This window comes from Mesorhizobium sp. M7A.F.Ca.MR.362.00.0.0 (genome assembly GCF_004023175.1).
Classification (GTDB): Bacteria; Pseudomonadota; Alphaproteobacteria; order Rhizobiales; family Rhizobiaceae; genus Mesorhizobium.
On record NZ_RZTF01000617.1, the window covers coordinates 1 to 2,382 of the forward strand.

At 62.5% G+C, this 2,382-nt stretch carries 3 protein-coding genes; 2 read left to right on the forward strand and 1 reads right to left on the reverse strand.

From position 1 onward, the window contains the following. Positions 1–307 precede the first annotated feature (307 nt). Positions 308–946, forward strand: coding sequence for a DNA-3-methyladenine glycosylase I (locus EOC06_RS36015; protein WP_127268832.1), 639 nt, complete (start codon positions 308–310; stop codon positions 944–946). Positions 947–948: 2 nt separating this feature from the next. Here the strand turns inward: EOC06_RS36015 and EOC06_RS36020 are convergent, their stop codons facing one another. Beyond that, complete coding sequence (locus EOC06_RS36020) at positions 949–1,200, reverse strand: hypothetical protein (protein ID WP_127268833.1); 252 nt, start codon at positions 1,198–1,200, stop codon at positions 949–951. 460 nt (positions 1,201–1,660) lie between these two features. Here EOC06_RS36020 and EOC06_RS36030 point away from each other — a divergent pair. After that, a partial coding sequence (locus EOC06_RS36030) for an ATP phosphoribosyltransferase regulatory subunit (protein WP_164898956.1) occupies positions 1,661–2,382 on the forward strand: 722 nt, incomplete at its 3' end.

Here is a 2,382-nt window from a genome sequence, read left to right on the forward strand (position 1 = left end):
CTGTCGGCATAGCGGTCGCCGGCGGTGGAGGGTGTGACGCCGGCGGCAAACACAGCCACGGCGCCGAGCACGGGAAACAGAACTGTCTTCATCGTAACGCACCTTGATCGTCTGATACAAAACGGGTGGAAACGTCCTCCCGGTTCGGCGATCATTGGCGCGCAAGCAGCAACCGAAACATGAATCGGAATGCGTAAAATGCGGAACTGTCGGTAAACCTTTTGGTGTGGTTACCGCAGGGTTCAGGAATCTGGTAAAGCCGCAGTAAATGCCGCGCAAAAGCGCGTTAACGAACGGATTTTGGCTTATGGACAAGGAAAACACCGGCCTGCTCGCCGGTCCCGACGGTGTCGCGCGCTGCTTCTGGCACGGCAATCTGCCCGACTATCTGCACTACCACGATCATGAATGGGGCCGGCCTGTGGCCGACGACCGCAGGCTGTTCGAAAAGATCTGCCTCGAAGGCTTTCAGTCGGGCCTGTCGTGGCTGACCATCCTGCGCAAGCGGGAGAATTTTCGCGAAGCCTTCGCTAATTTCGAGTTCGACAAGGTCGCCGCCTTCACCGACAAGGATGTCGAACGCCTGCTCGGCAATGCCGGCATCATCCGCCATCGCGGCAAGATCGTCTCGACCATCAACAACGCCAAGCGCGCCCGCGAAATGGCCGACGAATTCGGCTCGCTGGCCGCTTGGTTCTGGAAGTTCGAACCCGGTAAGGACGAGCGGCCGCAAATCGTCGACCTCGCCCATCTGCGCGCCAACCCGACAACGGCCGTCTCTGTGCGGATTTCGAAGGAGCTGAAGAAACGCGGCTGGAGCTTTGTCGGCCCGACCACGGTCTACGCCTTCATGCAGGCCATGGGCCTGGTCAACGACCACCTCGAGGGCTGCGTCTGCCGCAAAGAGGTCGAGAAGCAGCGGAAGGCTTTCAGGCGGCCGAAATAGGCTCAGGTGCCGTTGGCGCTGGCCAGCACCAGGCCGGCGACGATCGCCACCACCGTGGCCACGGTCGGATAGATCACCAGCAGGCCGGTCATCAACGCGTCGCGCATGGATGGTCCCTTGCCGGTCTCGCCGGGCACTTCGAACGGGCCGGCAGCCTGGCTGATCATTTTCGGGGCGTTGATGTCGGCCGGGCGCAGGCGTGCGGGCAATTCGGCATCGCTGTCGATGGCGTGGAATCTTGCTGTGCTGGTCATGGCCGCGAACCCCTCATTTCCCGCGCTTTATCGGCGACGATTGTGTCGGCACGATGCCGTACCCGTGGCGGGATTGTTTCATTTTCGCTGCGTTTTGTTTCAGAGCTTGGCTCGGGTGGTAGGCCCAAATCTTGGTCGTTCTGCGCCGCCCCTCATCGCCCTGCCGGGCACTTCTCCCCGTATAGCGACGGGGAGAAGGACGCCCTCGTCGATGGTTTCGCCAGTCGTCCAGGTTGCAAGAGAATGCCCGAGTCCGCGTTCAGCTCTCTTCTCCCCGTCACTATACGGGGAGAAGGTGCCGGCAGGCGGATGAGGGGCGGCGCTGTACTTGCAAAGCTATCGAACTGTTCCTAGCCACCTCGTAGAGAGGGTGCAAACCCTTGCTGGTCCTCGCCGCTTCGGTTAGGACACGCCCACTCGCAATATGTCATCGATTACTTAGCAAAAAAGACCCCAGCTCATGGCCGACAAATCGGAAAAGACGAAAGCGCGACTGCCGCGCGGTTTTGCCGACCGCAGCGCCGAGGACATCCGCGCCGTCGAGAAGATGATGGCGACGATCCGCTCGGTCTATGAGCTCTACGGTTTCGAACCGGCAGACCAGCCGCTGATCGAATACACCGATGCGCTCGGAAAATTCCTGCCCGACCAGGACCGGCCGAACGAAGGCGTGTTCTCCTTCCAGGACGATGACGACCAGTGGCTGTCGCTGCGCTACGACCTGACCGCGCCGACGGCCCGTTTCGTCGCCGAGAATTACGAGCGCCTGCCCAAGCCTTACCGCAGCTATCGCTCCGGCTGGGTGTTCCGCAACGAGAAGCCAGGCCCCGGCCGCTTCCGCCAGTTCATGCAGTTCGACGCCGACACGATCGGCACGCCGGGCGTGGCCGCCGACGCCGAGATGGCGATGATGATGGCCGACGTCATGGAAGCGCTCGGCATCAAGCGCGGCGACTACGTCATCCGCGTCAACAACCGCAAGGTGCTGGATGGCGTGCTGGAGGCGATCGGCCTCGGCGGTGAGGAGAATGGCGGCCGCCGGCTGACGGTCCTGCGCGCGATCGACAAGCTGGACAAGCTCGGCCCGGAAGGCGTGAAGCTTTTGCTTGGCCCGGGCCGCTGGGACGGCGGCAAGGAGGGCGAAGGCGACTTCGCCAAGGGCGCCGGGGTGAACAACGGGCA

What these genes read in the sequence shown, in the direction of transcription:
- EOC06_RS36015 (WP_127268832.1), top strand. Translation starts at nt 308, where the DNA reads ATGGACAAGGAAAACACCGGCCTGCTCGCCGGTCCCGACGGTGTCGCG.
- EOC06_RS36020 (WP_127268833.1), bottom strand. Translation starts at nt 1,200, where the DNA reads ATGACCAGCACAGCAAGATTCCACGCCATCGACAGCGATGCCGAATTG.